The organism is Enterobacter sp. 940_PEND (genome assembly GCF_001059415.1).
In the GTDB taxonomy this organism is placed as follows: Bacteria; Pseudomonadota; Gammaproteobacteria; order Enterobacterales; family Enterobacteriaceae; genus Enterobacter; species Enterobacter cloacae_M.
The window spans coordinates 213,752-238,578 of sequence record NZ_JUMS01000006.1 but is presented as its reverse complement, the minus strand read 5'-3'; the positions used below and the strand labels follow the sequence as shown (position 1 = coordinate 238,578).

At 57.9% G+C, this 24,827-nt stretch carries 23 protein-coding genes; 20 read left to right on the top strand and 3 right to left on the bottom strand.

Features of this window, described 5'->3' with window-relative positions:
* The first annotated feature begins 201 nt into the window (after nucleotides 1–201).
* The 3 genes from fadI (at nucleotide 202) to sixA (ending at nucleotide 4,354) form a co-directional block, all read left to right on the top strand.
* The gene (fadI, locus tag ADJ24_RS02390) at nucleotides 202–1,512 is read left to right on the top strand and encodes an acetyl-CoA C-acyltransferase FadI (protein WP_023312582.1); all 1,311 of its coding nucleotides are present in this window, start codon (nucleotides 202–204) and stop codon (nucleotides 1,510–1,512) included.
* Nucleotides 1,512–3,659: a fatty acid oxidation complex subunit alpha FadJ gene (fadJ, locus tag ADJ24_RS02385; RefSeq protein WP_023312581.1), complete on the top strand. Its 2,148-nt coding sequence runs from the start codon at nucleotides 1,512–1,514 to the stop codon at nucleotides 3,657–3,659. The genes fadI and fadJ overlap by 1 nt, the downstream gene beginning before the upstream one ends.
* A gap of 209 nt (nucleotides 3,660–3,868) precedes the next feature.
* Nucleotides 3,869–4,354 (top strand): phosphohistidine phosphatase SixA, encoded by a 486-nt coding sequence (sixA, locus tag ADJ24_RS02380; RefSeq protein ID WP_023312580.1) that lies wholly within the window; start codon nucleotides 3,869–3,871, stop codon nucleotides 4,352–4,354.
* Nucleotides 4,355–4,399: 45 nt separating this feature from the next.
* Here the strand turns inward: sixA and smrB are convergent, their stop codons facing one another.
* On the bottom strand, nucleotides 4,400–4,951 hold the full coding sequence (gene smrB, locus ADJ24_RS02375; protein WP_023312579.1) for an endonuclease SmrB: 552 nt from the start codon (nucleotides 4,949–4,951) through the stop codon (nucleotides 4,400–4,402).
* 145 nt (nucleotides 4,952–5,096) lie between these two features.
* Between smrB and prmB the strand changes: the two genes are divergently transcribed.
* The 6 genes from prmB to ADJ24_RS02345 are packed head-to-tail and all read left to right on the top strand — an operon-like array spanning nucleotide 5,097 to nucleotide 9,648.
* Nucleotides 5,097–6,029 carry a 50S ribosomal protein L3 N(5)-glutamine methyltransferase gene (prmB, locus tag ADJ24_RS02370; protein WP_023312578.1) on the top strand — a complete coding sequence of 311 codons (933 nt, stop codon included), beginning with the start codon at nucleotides 5,097–5,099 and terminating at the stop codon, nucleotides 6,027–6,029.
* A gap of 60 nt (nucleotides 6,030–6,089) precedes the next feature.
* Nucleotides 6,090–7,175 (top strand): chorismate synthase, encoded by a 1,086-nt coding sequence (aroC, locus tag ADJ24_RS02365; protein ID WP_023312577.1) that lies wholly within the window; start codon nucleotides 6,090–6,092, stop codon nucleotides 7,173–7,175.
* Between the two features lie 2 nt (nucleotides 7,176–7,177).
* The gene (mepA, locus tag ADJ24_RS02360; protein WP_023312576.1) at nucleotides 7,178–8,002 is read left to right on the top strand and encodes a penicillin-insensitive murein endopeptidase; all 825 of its coding nucleotides are present in this window, start codon (nucleotides 7,178–7,180) and stop codon (nucleotides 8,000–8,002) included.
* Nucleotides 8,002–8,811: a sulfite exporter TauE/SafE family protein gene (locus ADJ24_RS02355; RefSeq protein WP_023312575.1), complete on the top strand. Its 810-nt coding sequence runs from the start codon at nucleotides 8,002–8,004 to the stop codon at nucleotides 8,809–8,811. Before mepA ends, ADJ24_RS02355 begins: the two co-directional genes overlap by 1 nt.
* Nucleotides 8,811–9,356: an elongation factor P hydroxylase gene (locus ADJ24_RS02350; protein ID WP_023312574.1), complete on the top strand. Its 546-nt coding sequence runs from the start codon at nucleotides 8,811–8,813 to the stop codon at nucleotides 9,354–9,356. Before ADJ24_RS02355 ends, ADJ24_RS02350 begins: the two co-directional genes overlap by 1 nt.
* Before the next feature lie 13 nt (nucleotides 9,357–9,369).
* Nucleotides 9,370–9,648 carry a YfcL family protein gene (locus tag ADJ24_RS02345; RefSeq protein WP_023312573.1) on the top strand — a complete coding sequence of 93 codons (279 nt, stop codon included), beginning with the start codon at nucleotides 9,370–9,372 and terminating at the stop codon, nucleotides 9,646–9,648.
* Nucleotides 9,649–9,706: 58 nt separating this feature from the next.
* Here ADJ24_RS02345 and mnmC read toward each other — a convergent pair whose 3' ends face one another.
* Nucleotides 9,707–11,704: a bifunctional tRNA (5-methylaminomethyl-2-thiouridine)(34)-methyltransferase MnmD/FAD-dependent 5-carboxymethylaminomethyl-2-thiouridine(34) oxidoreductase MnmC gene (gene mnmC / locus ADJ24_RS02340; RefSeq protein WP_023312572.1), complete on the bottom strand. Its 1,998-nt coding sequence runs from the start codon at nucleotides 11,702–11,704 to the stop codon at nucleotides 9,707–9,709.
* 158 nt (nucleotides 11,705–11,862) lie between these two features.
* Between mnmC and fabB the strand changes: the two genes are divergently transcribed.
* On the top strand, nucleotides 11,863–13,080 hold the full coding sequence (gene fabB / locus ADJ24_RS02335) for a beta-ketoacyl-ACP synthase I (RefSeq protein WP_023312571.1): 1,218 nt from the start codon (nucleotides 11,863–11,865) through the stop codon (nucleotides 13,078–13,080).
* Nucleotides 13,081–13,287: 207 nt separating this feature from the next.
* Nucleotides 13,288–14,466 carry an MFS transporter gene (locus ADJ24_RS02330; RefSeq protein ID WP_023312570.1) on the top strand — a complete coding sequence of 393 codons (1,179 nt, stop codon included), beginning with the start codon at nucleotides 13,288–13,290 and terminating at the stop codon, nucleotides 14,464–14,466.
* Between the two features lie 84 nt (nucleotides 14,467–14,550).
* Here ADJ24_RS02330 and flk read toward each other — a convergent pair whose 3' ends face one another.
* Nucleotides 14,551–15,555, bottom strand: coding sequence for a flagella biosynthesis regulator Flk (flk, locus tag ADJ24_RS02325; RefSeq protein ID WP_023312569.1), 1,005 nt, complete (start codon nucleotides 15,553–15,555; stop codon nucleotides 14,551–14,553).
* A gap of 113 nt (nucleotides 15,556–15,668) precedes the next feature.
* On the opposite strand from flk, the gene pdxB reads away from it, so the two are divergent.
* The 9 genes from pdxB to purF all read left to right on the top strand — a co-directional run bounded on the left by pdxB (nucleotide 15,669) and on the right by purF (nucleotide 24,761).
* Nucleotides 15,669–16,805: a 4-phosphoerythronate dehydrogenase PdxB gene (pdxB, locus tag ADJ24_RS02320; protein WP_023312568.1), complete on the top strand. Its 1,137-nt coding sequence runs from the start codon at nucleotides 15,669–15,671 to the stop codon at nucleotides 16,803–16,805.
* Between the two features lie 67 nt (nucleotides 16,806–16,872).
* Nucleotides 16,873–17,886, top strand: coding sequence for an aspartate-semialdehyde dehydrogenase (locus ADJ24_RS02315; RefSeq protein ID WP_023312567.1), 1,014 nt, complete (start codon nucleotides 16,873–16,875; stop codon nucleotides 17,884–17,886).
* Nucleotides 17,886–18,698: a tRNA pseudouridine(38-40) synthase TruA gene (gene truA, locus ADJ24_RS02310; protein ID WP_023312566.1), complete on the top strand. Its 813-nt coding sequence runs from the start codon at nucleotides 17,886–17,888 to the stop codon at nucleotides 18,696–18,698. The genes ADJ24_RS02315 and truA overlap by 1 nt, the downstream gene beginning before the upstream one ends.
* Before the next feature lie 28 nt (nucleotides 18,699–18,726).
* Complete coding sequence (locus tag ADJ24_RS02305) at nucleotides 18,727–19,386, top strand: DedA family protein (protein WP_023312565.1); 660 nt, start codon at nucleotides 18,727–18,729, stop codon at nucleotides 19,384–19,386.
* A gap of 154 nt (nucleotides 19,387–19,540) precedes the next feature.
* Nucleotides 19,541–20,446 carry an acetyl-CoA carboxylase, carboxyltransferase subunit beta gene (gene accD, locus ADJ24_RS02300; protein WP_023312564.1) on the top strand — a complete coding sequence of 302 codons (906 nt, stop codon included), beginning with the start codon at nucleotides 19,541–19,543 and terminating at the stop codon, nucleotides 20,444–20,446.
* A 70-nt stretch (nucleotides 20,447–20,516) separates the two neighbouring features.
* The gene (gene folC, locus ADJ24_RS02295; RefSeq protein WP_023312563.1) at nucleotides 20,517–21,785 is read left to right on the top strand and encodes a bifunctional tetrahydrofolate synthase/dihydrofolate synthase; all 1,269 of its coding nucleotides are present in this window, start codon (nucleotides 20,517–20,519) and stop codon (nucleotides 21,783–21,785) included.
* Nucleotides 21,775–22,467: a cell division protein DedD gene (gene dedD / locus ADJ24_RS02290; protein WP_023312562.1), complete on the top strand. Its 693-nt coding sequence runs from the start codon at nucleotides 21,775–21,777 to the stop codon at nucleotides 22,465–22,467. The genes folC and dedD overlap by 11 nt, the downstream gene beginning before the upstream one ends.
* A 254-nt stretch (nucleotides 22,468–22,721) precedes the next feature.
* Nucleotides 22,722–23,210, top strand: coding sequence for a colicin V production protein (cvpA, locus tag ADJ24_RS02285; protein WP_000262116.1), 489 nt, complete (start codon nucleotides 22,722–22,724; stop codon nucleotides 23,208–23,210).
* A gap of 33 nt (nucleotides 23,211–23,243) precedes the next feature.
* Nucleotides 23,244–24,761: an amidophosphoribosyltransferase gene (gene purF, locus ADJ24_RS02280; protein WP_021241570.1), complete on the top strand. Its 1,518-nt coding sequence runs from the start codon at nucleotides 23,244–23,246 to the stop codon at nucleotides 24,759–24,761.
* Nucleotides 24,762–24,827: the final 66 nt, after the last annotated feature.

The following is a 24,827-nucleotide window of genomic DNA, read 5'->3' as shown; positions in this document are numbered from 1 at the left end:
CACGGGAGAGGGCTCAAACATCAAAAACGGTAACCTCAGGGTTACCGTTTTGCTTTTATCACGCCGGCATTTTCTTTTTCTTCTCTGTGTTTTAGCTCGCACTTTTTCGTTTCCCCGATTGGCTGAATGTAAAAAAATGGTTAAGACTATTATCAGGTCAGACCACTTTATGTTGGCGAAAATTTTTTACAGGGGAGTGTTATGAGTCAGGCATTACCGCTTATTACCCGTCAGGGCGATCGCATTGCCATAGTCAGTGGATTGCGCACGCCGTTTGCGCGGCAGGCAACGGCGTTTCATGGCATACCGGCCGTTGACCTGGGCAAAATGGTAGTGGGGGAGATGCTGGCTCGCAGCGAAATTCCGCCGGAGGTTATCGAACAGCTGGTCTTCGGCCAGGTCGTGCAGATGCCTGAAGCTCCCAACATTGCGCGTGAAATCGTCCTGGCTACCGGGATGAACGTCCATACCGATGCCTACAGCGTCAGTCGCGCCTGCGCGACCAGCTTCCAGGCCGTGGCTAACGTCGCTGAAAGCCTGATGGCGGGTACGATTCGCGCCGGGATCGCGGGTGGAGCGGATTCCTCTTCGGTGCTGCCGATTGGCGTGAGTAAAAAGCTGGCGCGCATCCTGGTGGATGTCAATAAAGCTCGCACGACGGGTCAGAAACTCAAGCTCTTCTCGCGTTTACGCCTGCGCGACCTCATGCCCGTGCCGCCTGCCGTAGCGGAATATTCTACTGGCCTGCGCATGGGCGATACCGCCGAGCAGATGGCAAAAACGTACGGCATTACCCGCGAGCAGCAGGATGCCCTGGCGCATCGCTCGCACCAGCTTGCGGCAAAAGCCTGGTCGGAAGGCAAGCTGACCGACGAGGTCATGACCGCCTATATCCCCCCTTACCGTGAACCGCTCGCGGAGGACAACAATATTCGCGGCACCTCAACGCTGGCGGATTACGCCAAACTCCGCCCGGCGTTTGACCGCAAACACGGCACGGTGACGGCGGCGAACAGCACGCCGCTGACGGATGGCGCCGCCGCCGTGATCCTGATGACCGAATCCCGCACGAAGGAGCTGGGCATCACTCCCCTGGGCTATTTACGCAGCTATGCCTTCACCGCCATTGATGTCTGGCAGGACATGCTGTTAGGTCCGGCGTGGTCCACGCCGCTGGCGCTGGAGCGCGCGGGGCTGACGCTGGCCGATTTAACCCTGATTGATATGCACGAAGCGTTTGCCGCGCAGACCCTGGCAAACGTACAGCTGCTGGCAAGCGAGCGTTTCGCGCGCGACGTGCTGGGCCGCGCCCATGCCACAGGCGAAGTGGATCAGAGTAAATTCAACGTGCTGGGCGGCTCTATCGCCTACGGTCATCCGTTTGCCGCCACAGGGGCGAGGATGATCACGCAAACATTACATGAACTCCGTCGCCGCGGCGGAGGGTTTGGCCTCGTTACCGCCTGTGCGGCGGGTGGCCTTGGCGCAGCAATGGTTCTGGAGGCTGAATAATGGATATGCCATCTGCATTTAATCTGACGGTTCGCCTCGATAACGTGGCCGTTATCACTATTGATGTGCCTGATGAAAAGATGAATACCCTGAAGGCCGAATTTGGTGTTCAGGTGCGCGCGATGCTAAAGCAGATCCGCGACAACAAAGCGATTCGTGGTCTGGTCTTTATCTCTGCCAAGCCGGATAACTTTATCGCCGGCGCGGATATCAACATGATCGCCCGGGCGCAAAGCGCTCTGGAAGCCGAAGAGCTGGCGCGTCAGGGCCAGCAGGTGATGGCGGAGATCGGCGGCCTGCCGATCCCGGTCATTGCCGCAATCCACGGCGCTTGTCTGGGCGGTGGGCTTGAGCTGGCGCTGGCCTGTCACAGCCGGATTTGCACCGACGATGCGAAAACGATTCTGGGCCTGCCGGAAGTGCAGCTGGGCCTGCTGCCTGGCTCCGGCGGAACGCAACGGTTGCCGCGCCTGGTGGGCGTTAGCACGGCACTGGAGATGATCTTAACCGGTAAACAGCTGCGTGCCCGTCAGGCGCTGAAAGCCGGTCTGGTCGATGACGTCGTGCCGCAGTCCATTTTGCTGGAGGCCGCCGTTGAGCTTGCGCTGAAAGGGCGTCAGGCAAAACGTCCTCTGCCGGTACGCGAGCGCGTGCTGGCCGGTCCGCTGGGAAGAACGCTCCTGTTCAACATGGTGGGCAAAAAGACCGAACAAAAAACCAAAGGCAATTACCCGGCGGCAAAGCGGATCCTGGAAGTGATCGAAACCGGGCTGTCGCAGGGCAGCAGCAGCGGCTATGCAGCGGAGGCCAAAGCCTTTGGCGAACTGGCGATGACGCCGCAGTCACAGGCGCTGCGCAGCATCTTCTTCGCCAGCACGGACGTGAAAAAAGATCCGGGCAGCGAGGCGCAGCCTGCGCCGCTGCGTGCCATTGGCGTACTGGGTGGGGGGCTCATGGGTGGCGGAATCTCTTTTGTTACCGCCAGCAAAGGCAAATTGCCTGTACGCATCAAAGACATTAATCCTAAGGGGATCAACCACGCGCTGAAGTACAGCTGGCAGAACCTTGATCAAAAGGTCAAGCGCCGCCATATCAAGGCAAGCGAGCGTGATAAAACCCTGGCGATGATCTCCGGTACGACGGATTACAGCGGTTTTGCGCACCGCGATCTGGTGATTGAAGCCGTGTTTGAAGATCTGGCGCTTAAGCAGCAGATGGTGGCAGACGTTGAGCAACATTGCGCCCCGCATACCATTTTTGCCTCCAATACGTCGTCATTGCCGATTGGCGATATCGCGGCGAAAGCCGCGCGTCCTGAGCAGGTGATTGGGCTGCACTTCTTTAGCCCGGTCGAAAAAATGCCGCTGGTGGAAGTTATTCCGCACGCGACTACCAGTCCGCAAACTGTTGCCACCGTGGTGAAGCTGGCGAAAAAACAGGGCAAAACCCCGATTGTGGTAGCGGACAAAGCTGGCTTCTACGTCAACCGCATTCTGGCTCCCTACATTAATGAAGCAATGCGGTTACTGACGGAAGGGGAGAAGATTGAGCACGTCGACGAGGCGCTGGTAAAGTTTGGTTTCCCCGTTGGCCCAATCCAACTTTTGGATGAGGTGGGAATAGACACCGGCACTAAAATTATACCAGTGCTTGAAGCCGCATATGGCGATCGTTTTAGCCCACCTGCAAACATTGTTTCTGCGATTTTGAAGGACGATCGCAAAGGCAGAAAAAATGAACGCGGTTTCTATCTTTACGGCGCGAAAGGGCGTAAAAGCAGGAAACAGGTCGACCCTTCGGTATATGGACTCATTTCGACTACGGGTCAGGGAAAACTCTCTGCCGTTCAGTGCGCTGAGCGCTGCGTGATGATGATGCTCAATGAAGCGGCGCGCTGTTTTGATGAGCAGGTAATCAAGAGCGCGCGCGATGGCGACATTGGCGCGGTATTTGGCATTGGCTTCCCGCCGTTCCTCGGCGGCCCGTTCCGTTACATGGATACGCTCGGCGCGGGTGAAGTGGTTGCTATCCTGCAACGTCTGGCTTCGCAATATGGTCCACGGTTTACACCGTGTGACGAATTATTGCAGATGGCGGAACGCGGCCAGACATTTTGGCCTGCAAGGGAAACTGTCCTCGTAAGCTGAGGTCAAAGAAGGGTAAATCCTGAAGTGAATGACCCTGTTCTGGCGATTTTGTAAACAGAGATTGACTATACTTACGCCATTGAGGTAAAAAACAGCGTTTCATTCACCGAATGGATCAGGCACAATGCCCGGCCATCGGGTTTTCTACCTCTCAGCATTTATCGCGGGTAGTTAACGCCGGTGCTTCTGGTTAACAAAAGCGGTGCAATATGCAAGTTTTTATCATGCGTCACGGCGACGCGGCACTCGATGCCGCCAGTGACTCAGTACGTCCTTTGACCGTCTGCGGCTGCGACGAATCTCGTCTGATGGCGACCTGGCTTAACGGTCAAAAAGTGGACATTGAACGCGTTCTGGTGAGTCCGTTCCTGCGTGCAGAACAGACGCTGGAGGTGGTAGGGGAGTGTATGAACCTGCCGACCAGTGTGGATGTTCTGCCTGAACTCACCCCGTGTGGCGATGTAGGCCTTGTCAGCGCTTATCTTCAGGCGCTGTGCAATGAAGGTGTCGCTTCCGCGCTGGTCATTTCCCACCTGCCACTGGTTGGCTATCTGGTATCTGAGCTGTGCCCGGGCGAGACCCCGCCGATGTTCACGACATCCGCCATTGCCAATGTTTCTCTCGACGAAACGGGCAAAGGCGTCTTCAACTGGCAAATGAGCCCGTGCAACCTGAAGATGGCAAAAGCGATCTGACGTGACGTTCGATATGGCGGGGGCAATGTGCTTCCCGCCAGTCTGTCAGGGCAACTCTGGCGGCTGCCACTCTTCCACTTCAATCAACACCAGCAACGCGGCATCTCCGCCGTACTCTTTCGGTGCCTGATGAAACGCCATCACGTGTGGGTGCTGAGCCAGCCACAGCGGCGTCTGTTGCTTCAGAATATGTTTACCGTGGCCGTGCATCACGCAGGCGCAAAAAACATGTTCACGGCGACAGGCCGCGATCAACGCGCCCAGCTCCTGTTTCGCCTGCATCTGCGTTAAGCCGTGGAGATCGAGAAACAGCTCCGGCGAGTAATCTCCGCGGCGTAACTTTTTCAGCTCAAAATGGCTGACGTCTTCGCGCACGTACTTCACGGCCCCCTGCGTGTTGAGCAGCGGCTGAAATTCATCTGAAAAATAGTGGCTGTTATCCGCCTGCTCCTGCAGCAGACGCTTGACCGGGACTTCGCTGATTTTTTTGCGCTGCGGGCGATGGACAATCGTGTCCTGCATGATTTTCCGCGTCCCGGTCATTAGCTGGCGGAAGAGCGCCTGATCCTCCTCGCTGAGCGATGTTTTCTTTTTCATTCGTCATTCTCATCTCGTATTTCCGATAGTGTACCCGACTAAACGCATTTTTTAACCTCAAGCGGTACGCGTCATTGCTGATTTATCGCCGTCTTCATGGCAAACTAGCCGCCGAAAATTATGCGAGCATGCCCTGGAGGAAAGAGTGGATAAAATATTTGTCGATGAAGCAGTAAACGAGCTGCATACCATACAGGACATGTTGCGCTGGTCGGTTAGCCGCTTCAGCGCCGCTAATATCTGGTACGGACACGGTACCGATAACCCGTGGGATGAGGCCGTGCAGCTGGTGCTGCCGTCTCTCTATCTGCCGCTGGATATTCCTGAAGACATGCGCACCGCGCGCCTGACCTCCAGCGAAAAACACCGCATCGTTGAGCGTGTGATCCGCCGCGTGAACGAGCGCATTCCGGTCGCCTACCTGACCAACAAAGCCTGGTTCTGCGGCCACGAGTTCTATGTCGATGAACGCGTGCTGGTGCCGCGCTCGCCGATTGGCGAGCTGATCAACAACCATTTCGAAGGTCTGATTAACCATCAGCCGCAGCATATTCTGGATATGTGTACCGGTAGCGGCTGTATCGCCATCGCCTGTGCTTACGCCTTCCCGGAAGCGGAAGTTGACGCCGTCGATATCTCCACCGACGCGCTGGCCGTGACCGAGCACAACATTGAAGAGCACGGTCTGATCCATCACGTTACGCCGATTCGCTCCGACCTGTTCCGCGATCTGCCGACGCTGCAGTACGATCTGATCGTTACCAACCCGCCGTACGTCGATGCGGAAGACATGTCCGATCTGCCGAACGAATACCGTCACGAGCCGGAGCTCGGTCTGGCGTCAGGCTCTGACGGCCTGAAGCTGACGCGCCGCATTCTGGCCTGCGCGCCGGATTACCTGACCGACGACGGCGTTCTGATTTGTGAAGTGGGCAACAGCATGGTACATCTGATAGAGCAGTACCCGGATGTGCCGTTCACCTGGCTTGAGTTCGACAACGGCGGTGACGGCGTCTTTATGCTGACCAAAGCGCAGCTGCTCGACGCGCGCGAACACTTCAGCATCTATAAAGATTAATCCAGCGGGCTTCGGCCCGTTTCACAACGCTCAAACACAAACAACAACATCGGAGCCGTGATGGCAGGAAACAGTATTGGACAGGTATTCCGCGTGACCACCTTTGGCGAGTCACACGGGCTGGCGCTGGGCTGTATCGTTGATGGCGTACCGCCAGGCATCGAACTGACCGAAGCCGATCTACAGCACGACCTCGACCGTCGTCGCCCGGGCACCTCTCGCTACACCACGCAGCGTCGCGAGCCGGACCAGGTCAAAATTCTCTCCGGCGTCTTTGAAGGTCGCACCACCGGGACCAGCATCGGTCTGCTGATCGAAAACACCGATCAGCGCTCCCAGGACTACGGCGCCATCAAAGACGTCTTCCGTCCGGGCCACGCCGACTACACCTACGAACAAAAGTATGGCTTCCGCGACTATCGCGGCGGCGGACGTTCTTCCGCGCGTGAAACCGCGATGCGCGTGGCGGCAGGGGCGATTGCTAAGAAATACCTGCAGCAGAAATTTGGCATCGTTATCCGCGGCTGTCTGACCCAGATGGGCGACATTCCGCTGGCGATCAAGGACTGGGATCAGGTCGAGCAAAACCCGTTCTTCTGCGCCGATGCCGACAAGCTTGAGGCGCTGGATGAACTGATGCGTGGCCTGAAAAAAGAGGGCGACTCCATCGGGGCGAAAGTGACCGTGGTGGCAGACGGCGTCCCGGCCGGCTGGGGCGAGCCGGTATTTGACCGTCTCGACGCCGACATTGCCCACGCGCTGATGAGCATCAACGCGGTGAAGGGCGTTGAGATTGGCGACGGTTTTGACGTGGTTCAGCTTCGTGGCAGCCAAAACCGCGATGAGATCACGAAGGCAGGCTTCCAGAGCAACCATGCGGGCGGCATCCTGGGCGGTATCAGCAGCGGGCAGCAGATTATTGCCAATATCGCGCTGAAGCCAACCTCCAGCATTACCGTGCCGGGCCACACGATTAACCGCGATGGCGAAGAAGTTGAGATGATCACCAAAGGACGTCACGATCCGTGCGTGGGGATCCGCGCGGTGCCGATCGCGGAAGCGATGCTGGCGATCGTGCTGATGGATCACTTCCTGCGCCAGCGCGCGCAGAATGCGGATGTGACGACCACCATTCCACGCTGGTAAACATGAAAAAAACCGCAATTGCTCTGCTGGCGCTGCTGGCCAGTGGAGCCAGTCTGGCCGCGACGCCATGGCAAAAAATCACCCACCCGGTGGCGGGGAGCGCGCAGTCGATCGGCGCTTTCTCAAACGGCTGTATCGTGGGCGCGCAGGAACTTCCGCTGCAATCGGATACCTATCAGGTGATGCGTACCGACCAGCGTCGTTACTTCGGCCACCCTGACCTGGTGCTGTTCATTCAGAGACTAGGAAACCAGGTGCATAACCTTGGGCTCGGCACGATGCTGATTGGCGATATGGGGATGCCTGCCGGCGGTCGTTTTAACGGTGGACACGCCAGCCACCAGACCGGACTGGATGTCGATATCTTCCTGCAGCTGCCGAAAGCCCGCTGGACCTCCGCCCAACTGCTGAAACCGCAGGCGCTGGATCTGGTGGCAAGCGACGGTAAGCGCGTTGTGCCGTCCCTGTGGACGCGGGACGTATCCAGCATGATCAAGCTGGCGGCAGAAGATAATGACGTCACGCGGATTTTCGTCAACCCGGCCATCAAGCAGCAGCTCTGCCTGGATGCCGGAACCGATCGCGACTGGCTGCGCAAAGTGCGCCCGTGGTTCCAGCATCGTGCGCACATGCACGTTCGTCTGCGCTGCCCGGCGAATAGCCTGGAATGTGAAGATCAGCCGCTACCTCCGCCAGGCGATGGCTGCGGTGCGGAACTGCAAAGCTGGTTTGAACCGGCAAAACCTGGAACCTCTAAGCCTGAGAAGAAGACACCGCCTCCGTTGCCGCCTTCCTGCCAGGCGCTACTGGATGAGCATGTACTTTAATGGATAATTTCGTCGATCTGTTTATGGTGTCACCGCTGCTGCTGGTGGTGCTGTTCTTTGTGGCCATGCTGGCCGGTTTTATCGACGCGCTCGCGGGCGGCGGCGGGTTGTTAACCGTGCCCGCGCTGCTGGCGGCGGGCATGAGCCCGGCGCAGGCGCTTGCCACCAACAAGCTTCAGGCCTGCGGCGGATCGCTCTCGGCATCGCTCTATTTTATCCGCCGCAAGGTGGTGAGCCTGGCCGATCAGAAGCTCAATATCCTGATGACCTTTATCGGCTCCACGTCGGGCGCGCTGCTGGTTCAACACGTACAGTCGGATGTTTTGCGCCAGATCCTGCCGGTTCTGGTCATCTGCATCGGGCTTTACTTCCTGCTGATGCCAAAGCTCGGTGAAGAAGACCGCCAGCGTCGCCTGTACGGCCTGCCGTTTGCCCTGATTGCCGGGGGCTGCGTCGGTTTTTACGACGGTTTCTTCGGCCCGGGGGCGGGCTCATTTTACGCGCTGGCGTTCGTGACGCTGGCCGGGTTTAACCTCGCCAAATCTACCGCCCATGCCAAAGTACTCAACGCCACCTCGAACGTCGGCGGCCTGCTGCTGTTTATCATTGGCGGCAAGGTTATCTGGGCAACCGGGTTTGTGATGATGGCAGGGCAGTTTCTGGGCGCGCGCGCGGGCTCGCGTCTGGTGTTAAGCAAAGGACAAAAGCTGATTCGCCCGATGATCGTTATCGTCTCGGCGGTGATGAGCGCCAAACTTCTTTATGACAGCCATGGACAGGAGATCCTCACCTGGTTGGGGATGCACTAATGAACAGTACGCATAACTACGAACAGCTGATTGAAATTTTCGACGGCTGTTTTGCTGACGATTTTAATACCCGTCTGATTAAAGGCGACGACGAACCGATCTATCTTCCTGCTGATGCAGAGGTTCCGTATAACCGCATCGTCTTTGCCCACGGCTTTTATGCCAGCGGCTTGCACGAGATTTCGCACTGGTGCATCGCGGGGAAAGCGCGGCGCGAGCTGGTGGACTTCGGTTACTGGTACTGCCCGGACGGACGTGATGCCGCAACGCAGGGCCAGTTTGAAAATGTGGAAGTGAAGCCGCAGGCGCTGGAATGGCTATTCTGCGTCGCGGCGGGTTTCCCGTTCAACGTCAGCTGCGACAACCTCGAAGGCGACTTCGAGCCAGACCGTATCGTCTTCCAGCGCCGCGTTCACGCGCAGGTGATGGAATATCTTGAGAAAGGCATCCCCGCACGTCCGGCACGCCTGATCGAGGCCTTACAGAATTATTACCACACGCCGGTTATCACGGCGGAATGCTTCCCTTGGCCGGAAGATCTTTAACAGAGGAAAGAAGATGATCGCAGAATTTGAATCACGCATTCTGGCGTTAATTGATGACATGGTGGAACACGCCAGTGATGATGAGCTGTTCGCCAGCGGTTATCTGCGTGGTCACCTGACGCTCGCGGTAGCCGAGCTGGAAGCGGGGGACGATCACTCTGCCGACGCCGTTCACGCCGAAGTAGCCCGCAGTCTGGAGAAAGCCATTCAGGCCGGAGAGCTCTCGCCGCGCGATCAGTCTCTGGTGTTAGGCATGTGGGACACTTTGTTCCAGCAGGCGAAAGCGAAGTAAGTGTTTCACCTCCCTCTCCCTGTGGGAGAGGGACGGGGTGAGGGCACCAGACCGCACCCTACTTAACCTTCTTCCCCTTCAGCAGTTTCCGTACCCACAATCGATTCGGATTCAGCCCCGCAAGCGTAACCCTGTCCAGCGGAATCGGCTCGCCGCTCATTTGCGCGGCTAACACTTCTGCCAGCAGCGGTGCGGAACAGAGCCCGCGAGATCCTAATCCACCCAGCATAAACAGCTCCGGATACACCGGCGAGGCCGCCGCCGTTTCCTTGCGTTCAGCAAGATCCTGATAGGCCTCAAGCGTCGCATCATAGTCCGGCACATTTCCCGCCATCGGCAGATGATCGCGGGTGGCGCAGCGCACGCCGCAGCGCGCGTCACCCTCGCTGACGTCAACCTCTTTCGCCCACGCCGCATCCGGGAAGCAGTCAATCAGGCGCTGGCGGTTCTGGGCCTGATCCGCTTCGCTGTAGCGCATATCCGTTTCGCCACGATGATAGCTGGCCCCGATGCAGTGGTGGCCGTTAGACGGATTTTGCGGCGTCAGATAGCCGTCATAGCACAGCACCTGACGCAGTTTGCTCAGTTCAGGCGCGGAAGGAATATGGCTTACCTGGCCGCCGACCGGATAAACCGGCAATGACTCTGTCTGGATAAACTGGCTGATGTTATGCCCGTTTGCCAGCACAACGCTGGCATGACTCGCCTCTTTGCCATCGGCAAAACGCAGATTCCAGCGTTCTGTCCGGCTCAACGATTCAACCTTGCGAGCATAATGCGCCGTCAGCCCGCGCGACTGCGCCAGGGCAATGGCTGCCGCGGTCAGTTCAGCCGGGCACAGCCAGCCGCCGAGCGGATACTGAATGCCCCCACACCCGGTTTCCACGCCAGCGGTCTCTGCCACCTCTTGCGCACTTACCGCACGGGCAATCTCGTCAGGCAGACCCAGCGACAGCATCTGCGTGATTTTTTGCTGGCTCTTTTCATCCCAGCCGAGCTGCGTCACGCCGCACCAGTCATGGTCAAACTCCACCGGCAGGGCATCGTACAGGCGACGAGCGAAGGTAAATGCCGCCGGGAAAAAACGGAACAGGGCCGGGTCGTGCGCGCTTAAAAGCGGATAGAGCGCCCCCTGGCGGTTGCCGGACGCGCCGCTTGCTGGCGCGTCGTCAGCACAGTAGAGCGTGACCTGCCAGCCGCGGTGGAGAAGCGCGAGAGACAGCAGGGCGCTGGCGATCCCCCCGCCAACTATCGCCACCTCACGGGATGCGCTGGCGCGGCGCGCAAACCAGGGTGCACTGGCGGGGATATCCAGCGTCTGCTCCATTCTGCCGACCAGCATGTCGCGCTTGCGGCCAAAACCTTTGGTTTTCTGCATGGTAAAGCCCGCCTCCTGCAGTCCGCGGCGGACAAAGCCTGCCGAGGTGAAGGTGGCAAGCGTTGCGCCCGGGCGCGCCAGGCGCGCCATCGCGCTAAACAGATGCTGGCTCCACATGTCCGGGTTTTTGGCGGGGGCAAAGCCGTCAAGGAACCAGGCGTCCACCGTCTGATTCATCGAATCATCGAGCGTATCGGTCAGGTCATTGATGTCGCCAAGCCATAAATCCAGCGTCACGCGTCCGCCGTCCAGAATCAGACGGTGGCAGCCGCCGATGTGGGGCGGCCACTGCGCCTGAAGCTGCTCCGCCCAGGCTGCAAGCTCTGGCCAGCGCTGATGAGCGAGCCGCAGATCGTGCGCGGTGAGCGGGAATTTTTCGAAACTGATGAAATGTAATCTTTGTAGCGTAGCCTCAGGGTGGGCAGCGTGAAACTGGTCAAACGCCTGCCAGAGGGTCAGAAAATTGAGCCCGGTGCCGAATCCGCTTTCCGCGACCACAAACAGGTTCCGCGGATGCTCCGGGAAGCGGGTGCTGAGCTGGTTTCCGTCGAGGAAAACATAGCGAGTTTCTTCGAGTCCGTTATCATTAGAAAAATAGACGTCATCAAAATCTCGGGAAACAGGTGTACCCTCAGCGTTGAATTCGAGGTTGGCGGGTTGTATAGCGTTTTGTTTCACGTAAGTTACTCGTCTGACAGGCAGTGGCACGATCTTAACGATGTGAGTCCATCGGTGCAAATTTCCGCAGAAAATGTCTGATCGGACTTGTTCGGCGTACAAGTGTACGCTATTGTGCGACTCGAAACTTACTATAGTGCGACTTACAGAGGTATTGAATGAAACGTGCAGTGATTACTGGCCTGGGCATTGTTTCCAGCATCGGTAATAACCAGCAGGAAGTCCTGGCATCTCTGCGTGAAGGACGCTCCGGGATCACTTTCTCTGAAGAGTTTAAAGATTCAGGTATGCGTAGCCACGTATGGGGTAACGTCAAACTGGACACCACCGGTTTGATTGACCGCAAAGTGGTTCGTTTCATGAACGATGCCTCTATTTATGCTTATCTCTCCATGCAGGAAGCGATCAAAGATTCCGGCCTGAGCGAAGAGGTTTATCAGAACAACCCGCGCGTGGGTCTGATCGCCGGTTCCGGCGGCTCATCAAAAGCGCAGGTATTCGGCGCTGACGCAATGCGTAGCCCGCGTGGTCTGAAAGCAGTAGGTCCGTACGTGGTCACAAAAGCCATGGGCTCTGCGGTTTCCGCGTGCCTGGCGACCCCATTCAAAATCCACGGTGTGAACTACTCCATCAGCTCCGCGTGTGCGACTTCCGCGCACTGCATCGGTAATGCTGTTGAGCAGATCCAGCTGGGTAAACAGGACATCGTATTTGCTGGCGGCGGCGAAGAGCTGGGCTGGGAAATGGCCTGTGAATTCGACGCGATGGGCGCACTGTCCACCAAATACAATGAAACCCCGGATAAAGCCTCCCGTACCTATGATGCGCACCGTGACGGTTTCGTTATCGCTGGCGGCGGCGGTATGGTTGTGGTTGAAGAGCTGGAGCATGCTCTGGCACGTGGCGCGCATATCTACGCTGAAATCGTGGGCTACGGTGCGACGTCTGACGGCGCCGACATGGTTGCGCCATCCGGGGAAGGCGCGGTGCGCTGCATGAAGATGGCGATGCACGGCGTTGACACCCCAATCGACTACCTGAACTCCCACGGTACCTCTACTCCGGTAGGCGACGTGAAAGAACTGGGTGCGATCCGTGAAGTCTTCGGCGACAACAGCCCGGCGATCTCCGCGACCAAAGCCATGACCGGCCACTCGCTGGGTGCGGCTGGCGTGCAGGAAGCGATCTACTCTCTGCTGATGCTGGAAAACGGCTTTATCGCGCCAAGCATCAACATTGATGAGATGGACGAGCAGGCTGCTGGCCTGAACATCGTGACCAAACCAATGGACGCGACGCTGACCACCGTCATGTCAAACAGCTTCGGCTTTGGTGGCACCAACGCCACGCTGGTTATGCGTAAGCTGAAAGCATAAGTTTTACGTTTGATTCCGGAAGGGAGCCATAAGGCTCCCTTTTTTATGCATTGACAAGCGGCTGATCTCACAGGCAAACTTCACCCCTCAACATTATCCTCACGATAATGCGTAAGCGTTTAACGTCAACCAACGCACCTTAATCCTGATTATCAGGTAGAGGGGGCGTGGCATTTCCCCGCCTTACTCTTCATTTCGGAGTAAAGCATGACTGCAGTAACTCAAACAGAAACAACCTCTTCAGCGAACGTCTCGCTGTTCCGTATCGCTTTCGCGGTATTTCTGACCTATATGACCGTTGGCCTGCCGCTGCCGGTGATCCCGCTGTTCGTTCATCAGGAGCTGGGCTATGGCAACACCATGGTTGGCATTGCCGTGGGTATTCAGTTTTTAGCCACGGTATTAACCCGCGGATATGCCGGACGGCTGGCGGATCAGCACGGTGCCAAACGCTCGGCGCTGCAGGGCATGTTTGCCTGCGGTCTGGCGGGCGGCGCCTGGCTGCTGGCGGCTGTTCTGCCAGTCGACGCGGCGTATAAGTTTGCGCTGCTGGTGCTGGGCCGTTTAATCCTTGGCTTTGGTGAAAGCCAGCTGCTGACCGGCACCCTGACCTGGGGAATGGGGCTGGTGGGGCCCGCACGCTCCGGCAAGGTGATGTCCTGGAACGGTATGGCCATCTATGGCGCGCTGGCCGCAGGAGCACCGCTTGGGCTGCTGATCAATAGCCAGTTTGGGTTTGCGGTGCTGGCTGCCATCACGATGGCTTTACCCCTGCTGGCGTGGGCGTTTAACGGTTCGGTGCGTAAGGTGCCCGCGCACAAAGGCGAGCGACCTTCCCTGTGGAGCGTGGTCGGCCAGATCTGGCAGCCGGGTCTTGGCCTGGCGCTGCAGGGTGTGGGTTTTGCGGTGATCGGTACCTTCGTCTCGCTCTATTTTATGAGCCGCGGCTGGGCGATGGCCGGTTTTACGCTTACCGCGTTTGGCGGCGCGTTTGTGCTGATGCGCGTGCTTTTCGGCTGGATGCCGGATCGCTTCGGCGGCGTGAAGGTGGCGGTGGCGTCGCTGGTGATTGAGACTATCGGTCTGCTGCTGCTGTGGAATGCACCCGTGGCATCCGTTGCGCTGCTCGGCGCGGCGCTAACCGGCTGCGGCTGTTCACTGATCTTCCCGGCGCTGGGCGTTGAAGTGGTGAAGCGCGTGGCCCCACAGGTGCGCGGTACGGCGCTGGGCGGATATGCGGCGTTTCAGGATATCTCATACGGGGTAACCGGACCGCTGGCCGGGGTGTTAGCCACCTCGTTTGGTTATCCGTCCGTCTTTCTGGCCGGTGCGGTTTCTGCGGTGGTTGGGATCGTGGTCACGCTGGTGGCGTTTCGCAGATCGTAGTTTTTGCCCGGTGGCGCTTCGCTTACCGGGCCTACAACCGCACTAGCCGTAGGCCGGGTAAGGCGAAGCCGCCACCCGGCAGTGTTAAGCAACCAGCCAGAAAATCGCCAGTGCAATCAGTAGCGCAATAAACATCAATCCCGGACGCGCAGAGAGCGTTCTGAACGTCTCGACGACCGGCGCAAACAGCGGGCTGTAGATCGGCTGAATGTTTCTCACCTCCGGCACGCCGCCCTCGCGCTCGGCGCGGCGAACGAAGATTTGATTGAGCAGATCCTGCACCTGCGCGGTGGTCAGTACCGTTTGCGGCGTGGCCTGCCAGTTTTGCTGGGCGTAATCCCGGATGACTTCAAATTCGTGCGGCTCAAGCGGCTGCTTCAGTGCCGCCTGGACGGTATGCAGGGTAGGGGTATTCTGGGTGCTGAGCGTCTGGCGCGCCTGGAGCCAGGTCACCAGATGAGTAAACTGTTTGGCCGGGATTAACTCACCCGCCTTCACGCCGGACAGCTCCAGCATGGATTGCCAGATAAGCTTCGTCGGTTCGCCGGTGGCCGCAGCCAGCTTGGTCACCATCTGCTTGAGCGTGTTGTGCTCGGCTGGCAGCAGCGGACGCTCGGTTGCCGGGCGCACCTGAGGCTGCGGGATTGACAGCTCGTTGTTCTGCAGCAGGGTCAGCACGGTTTTGAGCTGGTCGGGCGTCAGCTGGCCCAGCGCGGTCTGACCATACTGCTGGCGAATAAAATCGCTCACCGCCTGGCGGTTATTACCCTGGCCCAGCAGCTCCGTCAGCTGAGCAACAATCTGGCGCGTGGTGTGGTTCTGCTGCGCGGTATTAATACGCTGGTTCAGGTTTTGCTCGGCCGCAGGGAAATGGCGCGACTGCAGAGGTGCGTCGTTCCTCACGCCTAAATCATGCTTTACCCCGGCCCAGACTTCCGCGTTTTGCTGTGAAGTCAGCGCAATCAGGCGCGTGATCAGTCGCTCCAGCACGGTGCGCTGTTGCGTGGATAGCGGTTGTTCACCGGCAACGTTTGGCGTGACAGGGCCTTCACCCGGAGGGCGTGGCGGCGTACCTGAAATGGGCTGCATCGTCAAAAATCCTTAAAGTCAAAACTCAGCGTAAACCAGGCATACATATATGCCTGGCGGCGAGATTATGGCACACTTGGCAGGTTTTCTTCCTCTCAAACAGGTACTCAGACGTGAAAATCCTCGTTGATGAAAATATGCCTTACGCCCGTGAGCTGTTTAGCCGCCTGGGTAACGTTAAGGCTGTCCCTGGTCGCCCGATCCCGGTCAACGAACTGGATGACGCAGACGCGCTGATGGTGCGCTCGGTGACTAAAGTAAATGAGGCGTTGCTCGCCGGTAAAGCGATTAAGTTTGTCGGAACCGCAACGGCAGGGACCGATCATGTGGATGATAAATGGCTGAAGCAGGCCGGAATCGGTTTTTCCGCAGCGCCGGGCTGTAACGCCATCGCCGTTGTGGAATACGTTTTCTCCTCCCTGCTGATGCTGGCCGAGCGCGACGGTTTTGCGCTGAAGGACCGCACGGTGGGGATTGTCGGCGTTGGTAACGTCGGCGGGCGCCTGCAAAAGCGCCTGGAAGCGTTAGGGATCCGCACGCTGCTGTGCGATCCGCCGCGTAAAGACAACGGCGATGACGGGGATTTCCGCTCGCTGGATGAGCTGGTTGAACAGTGTGACGTGCTGACTTTCCACACGCCGCTGTTTAAAGAGGGGCCGTATAAGTCGCTGCATCTTGCTGACGAGGCGCTGATCCGTCGTCTGAAGGCTGGCACTATTCTGATAAATGCCTGCCGTGGCCCGGTCGTAGATAACGCTGCGCTGCTGACATGCCTGAACGAAGGGCAACACCTCAGCGTGGTGCTGGACGTCTGGGAGCCGGAGCCGGATCTCAACGTTGAGCTGCTTAGCAAGGTGGACGTGGGCACGGCGCATATCGCCGGTTATACCCTGGAAGGCAAAGCACGCGGTACCACGCAGGTCTTCGAAGCCTACAGCGCTTTTATCGGCCATCCGCAGCAGGTGGCGCTGGATACCTTACTCCCCGCGCCTGAATTTGGCCGCATTACCCTGCACGGCCCGCTCGATCAGGCAACGCTGAAAAGGCTGGTGCATTTGGTGTATGATGTGCGCCGCGATGATGCGCTGCTGCGTAAAGTGGCGGGGATCCCGGGTGAGTTTGATAAGCTGCGCAAGAACTACGTTGAGCGCCGCGAGTGGTCTTCCCTGTATGTAATGTGCGACGACGCGTCGGCGGCGACGCTGCTGCAAAAGCTGGGATTTAACGCCGTTCATCACCCGGCGCATTAATGTCTTCTTAATGCTCCCTGTCGGATACTCCGACAGGGACGCTTTTTTATTTCTGGAGTAAACCACCATGTCTGAAGGCTGGAACATTGCCATTTTAGGTGCCACGGGTGCCGTGGGCGAAGCCCTGCTCGAAACCCTTGCTGAGCGTCAGTTCCCGGTGGGCGATATCTATGCGCTGGCCCGTACCGACAGCGCAGGTGAGCATCTGCGTTTTAACGGTAAATCCGTCATGGTCCAGGACGCGGCCGCGTTCGACTGGACGCAGGCGCAGCTGGCGTTTTTCGCCGCGGGCGCTGAAGCGACGGCTGCGTACGTTGAAGAGGCGACCAACGCAGGCTGCCTGGTGATCGACCTGAGCGGTCTGTTCTCAATGGAGCCGGATGTGCCGCTGGTGGTGCCGGACGTGAACCCGTTTCTGCTGGCTGACTACCGCAACCGTAACGTTATTGCGGTTCCGAACAGCCTCACCAGCCAGCTGCTGACCGCGCTGAAACCGCTGATCGACGACGGCGGCCTGTCGCGCATTACCGTCACCAGCCTGCTGTCCGCGTCCGCGAACGGCAAAAAGGCCGTTGACGCGCTGGCCGGGCAGAGCGCGAAGCTGCTGAACGGTATCCCGATTGACGAAGATGATTTCTTTGGTCGCCAGCTGGCGTTCAACATGCTGCCGCTGCTGCCGGACCGCGAGGGCTCCGTGCGCGAAGAGCGTCGTATCGTCGATGAAGTGCGTAAAATTCTGCAGGACGATGGCCTGATGATCTCCGCGAACGTCGTGCAGTCCCCTGTCTTCTACGGCCACGCGCAGATGGTCGGCTTTGAAGCCCTTCGTCCGCTGGCGGCAGAAGAGGCGCGCGACGCGTTTGGCCGCGGTGAAGACATCGTGCTCTCTGAAGAGAGCGAGTTCCCGACCCAGGTTGGCGATGCCACCGGTAGCGCGCATCTTTCCGTTGGCTGCGTGCGTAACGATTACGGCATGCCGGAGCAGGTTCAGTTCTGGTCCGTTGCCGATAACGTTCGCTTCGGCGGCGCGCTGATGGCGGTCAAAATCGCTGAAAAACTGGTGCAGGAGTACCTGTACTGATGTCAGACGTGGAACAAAAGCCGGTCCATAGAATTGCCCTCGGAATTGAGTACGATGGCAGTAAATATTATGGCTGGCAGCGTCAGAACGAGGTGCGCAGCGTCCAGGAGAAGCTGGAGAAAGCGCTCTCTCAGGTGGCAAACGAGCCGATCAACGTCCTGTGCGCGGGCCGTACGGACGCGGGTGTTCACGGTACGGGGCAGGTGGTTCACTTTGAAACCACCGCCGTGCGTAAGGATGCCGCCTGGACGCTGGGTGTAAATGCGAATTTGCCTGGTGACATTGCGGTGCGTTGGGTAAAAGCTGTGCCGGATGATTTTCACGCGCGCTTCAGCGCCACGGCGCGTCGCTACCGTTATGTCATCTATAACCAGCGCCTGCGTCCGGCGGTGTTAAGCCAGGGCGTGACGCATTTTTATGAACCGCTTGATGCGGAACGTATGCATCGCGCGGCGCAGTGTCTGATTGGTGAAAATGACTTTACGTCGTTTCGTGCGGTGCAGTGTCAGTCCCGCACGCCGTGGCGCAACGTCATGCACATAAACGTCAGCCGTTTTGGCGCATATGTGGTGGTGGATATCAAAGCCAATGCCTTTGTACATCATATGGTTAGGAATATTGTGGGCAGCCTGATGGAAGTGGGTGCCGGACACCAGCCGGAGAGCTGGATTGCAGACCTGCTGGCAGCGAAGGACAGAACGCTTGCGGCAGCCACGGCGAAAGCGGAAGGATTGTATCTGGTCTCAGTAGACTATCCGGATCGATTTGACCTGCCGAAACCGCCAATGGGCCCGCTGTTTTTAGCGGACTAAACAAAGGTGCAATTAGGGCTTAGACAATATGGACGTAATACGTTTTCTGATTGATTTCATCCTGCATATTGATGTTCACCTGGCGGAGCTGGTCGCGCAGTATGGCGTCTGGGTCTACGCCATTCTGTTCCTCATTCTGTTTTGTGAAACCGGACTGGTCGTTACCCCATTCCTGCCAGGGGATTCACTGCTGTTCGTTGCCGGGGCGCTCTCGGCGTTGCCCACTAACGATCTGAACGTGCATCTTATGGTTGTGCTGATGGTGATTGCCGCCATTATCGGTGATGCGGTCAACTATACGATTGGACGGGTATTCGGTGAGCGGCTGTTCAGCAATCCTGATTCGAAAATTTTCCGCCGCAGCTATTTAGACAAAACCCATGCGTTTTATGAACGCCATGGCGGGAAAACCATTATCCTTGCGCGTTTTGTGCCTATTGTGCGTACATTTGCACCGTTTGTGGCGGGAATGGGGCATATGTCCTATCGTCATTTTGCGGCATACAACGTGGTTGGCGCGCTGCTGTGGGTACTGCTGTTTACCTACGCAGGCTATCTGTTTGGCGATCTCCCGGTGGTGCAGGAAAACCTTAAGTTACTGATTGTAGCGATTATTGTGCTTTCCGTACTGCCGGGCGTTATCGAAATCATTCGTCACAAACGTGCGGCGGCAAAACAAGCGAAGTAAATGCACGCTGGCGGTTCGACCACTTTTTTATCCAAAGTTTCGGGCTGTTATGTTTTAATGTGCAACATTCATGGTCTGTTGGAGGCAAAAATGGCATTATTCGCCTCTTATAGCAAAACTGGCATACGACCAGGTTCAGGCAGAAAGGTTATCAATGAGCTGGATTGAACGAATTAAAAGCAACATTACCCCAACGCGCAAAGCGAGCATTCCTGAAGGGGTATGGACGAAGTGTGATAGCTGCGGTCAGGTTCTGTACCGCGCAGAGCTGGAGCGCAACCTTGAGGTGTGTCCGAAGTGTGACCACCATATGCGTATGTCGGCGCGCAACCGCCTGCATAGCCTGCTGGACGAAGGCTCTCTGGTAGAGCTGGGTAGCGAACTTGAGCCAAAAGACGTGCTGAAGTTCCGCGATTCCAAAAAATACAAAGATCGTCTGGCCTCTGCACAGAAAGAGACCGGCGAGAAAGATGCGCTGGTCGTTATGAAAGGCACCCTGCATGGGATGCCGGCTGTTGCCGCTGCGTTTGAGTTCTCCTTTATGGGCGGCTCGATGGGCTCCGTGGTCGGTGCGCGCTTCGTGCGTGCCGTTGAGCAGGCGCTGGAAGACAACTGTCCGCTGATCTGCTTCTCTGCCTCCGGCGGTGCGCGTATGCAGGAAGCGCTGATGTCGCTGATGCAGATGGCGAAAACCTCTGCCGCGCTGGCGAAGATGCAGGAGCGCGGTCTGCCGTACATCTCCGTGCTGACCGACCCAACCATGGGCGGCGTCTCCGCGAGCTTCGCGATGCTGGGCGATCTGAACATCGCTGAGCCAAAAGCGCTGATCGGCTTTGCCGGTCCTCGCGTTATCGAGCAAACCGTTCGTGAAAAACTGCCGCCGGGCTTCCAGCGCAGTGAGTTCCTCATTGAGAAAGGCGCTATCGATATGATCGTCCGCCGTCCGGAAATGCGCCTGAAGCTGGCGAGCATCCTGGCGAAGCTGATGAATCTGCCAGCGCCGAACCCGGATGAGCCGCGCGAAGGCGTGGTGGTACCGGATCAGGAACCCGAGGCCTGATAACTGAAAAGGGCAGGGCCGGTTGGCGCTGCCCTTTTGCTTTCTAATCTGTTAATGACAACCGGGCATTATGGAAAATAAAAGCATTCCCCAAGCCACGTCGCCCCTGGCCGCGTGGCTTTCTTATCTGGAAAACCTGCACAGTAAAACCATCGATATGGGGCTTGAGCGCGTAAGCCAGGTCGCCGCGCGTCTTGATGTGCTCAAACCGGCACCTTTCGTGTTCACCGTCGCGGGTACCAACGGTAAAGGCACGACCTGCCGCACGCTGGAATCTGTCCTGATGGCCGCGGGTTACAAAGTTGGCGTGTACAGCTCTCCACACCTGGTCCGCTACACCGAGCGCGTTCGCGTGCAGAACAGCGAGCTGCCGGAATCGGCGCATACGGCGTCGTTCGCGGAAATTGAAGCCGCACGCGGTGAGATCTCATTAACCTATTTTGAATACGGCACCCTGTCGGCGCTGTGGCTGTTCAAACAGGCGCAGCTGGATGTCGTGATCCTTGAGGTCGGCCTCGGCGGACGTCTTGATGCGACCAATATGGTGGATGCGGACGTGGCGGTGGTCACCAGCATCGCGCTGGACCATATCGACTGGCTGGGACCGGATCGTGAAAGCATTGGCCGCGAGAAGGCAGGTATTTTCCGGGCGAATAAACCCGCCGTGGTCGGCGAGCCGGACATGCCGTACACCATTGCTGACGTGGCAAACGAGAAGGGCGCGCGTCTGCTGCGCCGCGGCGTTGACTGGCAGTATGAGGTTCAGGACAACGGCTGGCGCTTCAGCGATGGGCAGGGCGCGCTGGACAACCTGCCGCTGCCGCAGGTGCCGCAGCCGAACGCGGCAACCGCGCTGGCGGCACTGCGCGCCAGCGGCCTCGTGGTCAGCGAGCGGGCGATCCGCGACGGTATTCAGAGCGCAATTCTGCCCGGGCGTTTCCAGATTGTCAGCGAGTCACCGCGCCTGATTCTGGACGTGGCGCATAACCCGCATGCGGCGGCGTATCTCGCGGGACGTCTCAAATCGTTACCAAAAACCGGGCGCGTGCTGGCGGTTATCGGTATGCTTCATGATAAAGATATCGGCGGGACGCTGGCCTGCATGGAGAGTGTGGTCGATAGCTGGTATTGTGCTCCTCTGGAGGGGCCGCGCGGCGCGACGGCTGAGCAGCTGATGGAACATCTCGGCAAAGGCGCAATCTATAGTAGCGTGGCTCAGGCCTGGCATGCCGCGATGGCGGATGCTAAACCAGAAGATACCGTGCTGGTGTGTGGTTCATTCCACACGGTGGCACATGTCATGGAAGTGATGGACGCGGGGAGAACCGGTGGCGAGTAAGTTTCAGAACCGTTTAACAGGAACCATTGTGCTGGTCGCGCTCGGGGTGATTATTCTCCCGGGTCTGCTCGACGGGCAGAAAAAGCATTATCAGGATGAGTTTGCCGCTATTCCGCTGGTGCCGAAACCGGGTGACCGCGATGAGCCTGATATGCTGCCAGCGGCGACGCAGGCGCTGCCTGCTCAGCCTCCGGAAGGGGCGGCGGAAGAGGTGCGTGCAGGCGATGCCGCCGCACCGTCGCTCGATCCGTCTCGCCTGGCGGCAGCGAGCAGCAGCGATATCGATCCGGTGCCGGTAGAGCAGCCTAAACCTGTTGAAAAACCGAAGCCGGTTGAGAAGCCGCAGCCGCAGCCGAAACCGCAGCGGGATAAAGCCGCAGAGCAGCTGGCTGCCGCGTCAGAAACCCCGCCGCCGGCAAAACAAGACGCAGCGCCGACCGGAAAAGCATACGTTGTGCAGCTCGGCGCGCTGAAAAACGCCGATAAGGTCAACGAGGTCGTGAGCAAACTGCGCAGTGCGGGATATCGTGTTTACACTTCACCTTCCACGCCGGTGCAGGGTAAAATTACCCGTATCCTCGTGGGGCCAGAAGCGTCCAAAGATAAGCTTAAAGGTTCGCTCGGTGAGCTGAAGCAAATCTCCGGCCTGAGCGGTGTGGTGATGGGCTACAGCGCGAACTGATAAGATCTACCCCTCACCCTAACCCTCTCCCCAGAGGGGCGAGGGGATGGTTTGCTCCCTCTCCCTTGAGGGAGAGGGCTGGGGTGAGGGGGAATGGCAGACGTCCAAAGAGACGTAATGAGCCAACGGCGTTGAACATTTTTTCAGCGCCTTTTTTATTTACGCGCGGGAAGGAAATCCCTACGCAAACGTTTTCTTTTTCTGTTAGAATTCGCCCCGAACTGGATGACAGGGCGTTAAATCGTGGGACACATATGGTCTGGATTGATTACGCCATCATTGCGGTGATTGGTTTTTCCTGTCTGGTTAGCCTGATCCGTGGCTTTGTTCGTGAAGCGTTATCGCTGGTAACCTGGGGTTGTGCTTTCTTTGTTGCCAGTCATTACTACACTTACCTGTCTGTCTGGTTCACGGGCTTTGAAGATGAACTGGTCCGAAACGGAATTGCCATCGCGGTGCTGTTTATCGCGACGCTGATTGTCGGCGCTATCGTGAATTACGTGATAGGTCAGCTGGTCGAGAAAACCGGTCTGTCAGGAACGGACAGGGTGCTCGGGATCTGTTTCGGGGCGTTACGAGGCGTGCTGATTGTGGCCGCGATCCTGTTCTTCCTGGATACCTTCACCGGGTTCTCCAAAAGCGAAGACTGGCAGAAATCGCAGCTCATTCCAGAGTTCAGCTTCATCATCAGATGGTTCTTTGACTATCTGCAAAGCTCGTCGAGTTTTTTGCCCAGGGCATAAACCCTGAGATGTGGCTTAACGAGGAAAAGACGAATGTGCGGTATTGTCGGTATCGCCGGTTTCATGCCGGTAAACCAGTCGATTTATGACGCGTTAACGGTGCTTCAGCACCGTGGGCAGGATGCTGCGGGTATCATCACCATTGATGCAAACAACTGCTTCCGTTTACGCAAGGCCAATGGCCTGGTAAACGATGTGTTTGAAGCCCGCCATATGCAGCGTCTGCAAGGTAATATGGGGATCGGTCACGTTCGTTATCCTACTGCTGGCAGTTCCAGCGCCTCTGAGGCACAGCCTTTCTACGTCAACTCACCGTATGGCATCACCCTTGCTCATAACGGCAACCTGACCAACGCGCATGAGCTGCGTAAAAAGCTGTTCGAAGAGAAACGTCGCCACATTAACACCACCTCTGATTCTGAAATCCTGCTCAATGTGTTCGCCAGCGAGCTGGATAACTTCCGTCACTACCCGCTGGAAGCAGACAACATCTTTGCTGCGATTGCCGCGACGAACCGCCAGATCCGCGGCGCGTACGCATGCGTAGCGATGATCATCGGTCACGGCATGGTGGCCTTCCGCGATCCAAACGGCATTCGTCCCCTGGTGCTCGGCAAGCGCGACCTTGGCGATGGCCGTACCGAATACATGGTTGCCTCTGAGAGCGTGGCACTGGATACCCTGGGCTTCGAGTTCCTGCGTGACGTTGCGCCGGGCGAAGCGGTGTATATCACCGAGAAGGGCCAGCTGTTTACCCGCCAGTGTGCCGATAATCCGGTCAGCAACCCGTGCCTGTTTGAATACGTTTACTTCGCCCGCCCGGATTCCTTCATCGACAAGATTTCCGTCTACAGCGCGCGCGTCAACATGGGCACAAAGCTGGGCGAGAAAATTGCCCGCGAGTGGGACGATCTCGACATCGACGTGGTTATTCCTATCCCGGAAACCTCCTGCGATATCGCGCTGGAGATCGCCCGCATTCTGGATAAGCCATACCGTCAGGGCTTCGTGAAGAACCGCTACGTTGGCCGCACCTTTATCATGCCGGGCCAGCACCTGCGCCGTAAGTCCGTGCGCCGCAAGCTGAATGCCAACCGCGCGGAATTCCGCGACAAGAACGTTCTGCTGGTGGATGACTCCATCGTTCGCGGCACCACCTCCGAGCAGATTATCGAGATGGCGCGCGAAGCGGGTGCGAAGAAAGTCTACCTGGCCTCTGCCGCGCCGGAGATTCGCTTCCCGAACGTGTACGGCATCGATATGCCAACCGCCAACGAGCTGATCGCTCACGGCCGTGAAGTGGATGAAATTCGCCAGATCATCGGTGCCGACGGCCTGATTTTCCAGGATCTGAACGATCTCATCGACGCGGTGCGTGCCGAGAACCCGGAAATTCAGCAGTTTGAATGCTCCGTGTTCAACGGTATTTACGTGACCAAAGACGTTGACCAGCAGTACCTCGACTATCTTGATTCGCTGCGCAACGACGATGCGAAAGCCGTCCAGCTGCAGAACGATCTCGAAAGCTTAGAGATGCACAACGAAGGTTGATGCTCCGGCAAGTGAGGGCGAATGCCCTCACTTGCAACTCCCCGCAAAATCCTGCACAGTCTGCCC

Coding starts and splice junctions, on each gene's coding strand:
- fadI (WP_023312582.1), top strand. CDS start 202: ATGAGTCAGGCATTACCGCTTATTACCCGTCAGGGCGATCGCATTGCC.
- fadJ (WP_023312581.1), top strand. CDS start 1,512: ATGGATATGCCATCTGCATTTAATCTGACGGTTCGCCTCGATAACGTG.
- sixA (WP_023312580.1), top strand. CDS start 3,869: ATGCAAGTTTTTATCATGCGTCACGGCGACGCGGCACTCGATGCCGCC.
- smrB (WP_023312579.1), bottom strand. CDS start 4,951: ATGAAAAAGAAAACATCGCTCAGCGAGGAGGATCAGGCGCTCTTCCGC.
- aroC (WP_023312577.1), top strand. CDS start 6,090: ATGGCAGGAAACAGTATTGGACAGGTATTCCGCGTGACCACCTTTGGC.
- mepA (WP_023312576.1), top strand. CDS start 7,178: ATGAAAAAAACCGCAATTGCTCTGCTGGCGCTGCTGGCCAGTGGAGCC.
- ADJ24_RS02355 (WP_023312575.1), top strand. CDS start 8,002: ATGGATAATTTCGTCGATCTGTTTATGGTGTCACCGCTGCTGCTGGTG.
- ADJ24_RS02350 (WP_023312574.1), top strand. CDS start 8,811: ATGAACAGTACGCATAACTACGAACAGCTGATTGAAATTTTCGACGGC.
- ADJ24_RS02345 (WP_023312573.1), top strand. CDS start 9,370: ATGATCGCAGAATTTGAATCACGCATTCTGGCGTTAATTGATGACATG.
- fabB (WP_023312571.1), top strand. CDS start 11,863: ATGAAACGTGCAGTGATTACTGGCCTGGGCATTGTTTCCAGCATCGGT.
- ADJ24_RS02330 (WP_023312570.1), top strand. CDS start 13,288: ATGACTGCAGTAACTCAAACAGAAACAACCTCTTCAGCGAACGTCTCG.
- flk (WP_023312569.1), bottom strand. CDS start 15,555: ATGCAGCCCATTTCAGGTACGCCGCCACGCCCTCCGGGTGAAGGCCCT.
- ADJ24_RS02315 (WP_023312567.1), top strand. CDS start 16,873: ATGTCTGAAGGCTGGAACATTGCCATTTTAGGTGCCACGGGTGCCGTG.
- truA (WP_023312566.1), top strand. CDS start 17,886: ATGTCAGACGTGGAACAAAAGCCGGTCCATAGAATTGCCCTCGGAATT.
- ADJ24_RS02305 (WP_023312565.1), top strand. CDS start 18,727: ATGGACGTAATACGTTTTCTGATTGATTTCATCCTGCATATTGATGTT.
- accD (WP_023312564.1), top strand. CDS start 19,541: ATGAGCTGGATTGAACGAATTAAAAGCAACATTACCCCAACGCGCAAA.
- folC (WP_023312563.1), top strand. CDS start 20,517: ATGGAAAATAAAAGCATTCCCCAAGCCACGTCGCCCCTGGCCGCGTGG.
- cvpA (WP_000262116.1), top strand. CDS start 22,722: ATGGTCTGGATTGATTACGCCATCATTGCGGTGATTGGTTTTTCCTGT.
- purF (WP_021241570.1), top strand. CDS start 23,244: ATGTGCGGTATTGTCGGTATCGCCGGTTTCATGCCGGTAAACCAGTCG.